1 protein-coding gene is annotated in these 277 nt (G+C 68.2%); it reads right to left on the bottom strand.

Going from position 1 to position 277, the window contains the following annotated elements; all coding sequences use genetic code 11:
- Nucleotides 1-202 (bottom strand): hypothetical protein (locus tag ACFRCG_RS48605; RefSeq protein ID WP_380043089.1); only part of this gene is annotated, 202 nt, incomplete at its 3' end.
- Nucleotides 203-277 lie beyond the last annotated feature (75 nt).

Below are 277 nucleotides of genomic sequence, written 5' to 3'. Positions count from 1 at the left end.
GGCCCAGGCAAATGCTGCGCTGCACCCCCGACACCACCGTGCTGCACTCCGACAACCACCACCAGGACCACGAGCAGCACCCCGTCAACCACGGCCACCACCCCCGCTGCCCATCGAGCAGCAGCCCGCTGCACACCACGCCGAGTAGCACGACCAGGAGCAGCGGCACCCCGTTGCCGCAGGCCCTCGCCTCACACCTCACAGGCTCACATCGCGCCTCGATCACCTGGGGAAACGGGCTGTGTGCCACATAGGAGCAGCTGGGATCGTCGGGCTA

Origin of the sequence: Embleya sp. NPDC056575 (genome assembly GCF_042793325.1) — a bacterium.
Lineage (GTDB): Bacteria > Actinomycetota > Actinomycetes > Streptomycetales > Streptomycetaceae > Embleya.
The sequence above is the reverse complement of the archived record's forward strand: the minus strand, read 5'-3'. Positions and strand labels throughout refer to the sequence as shown.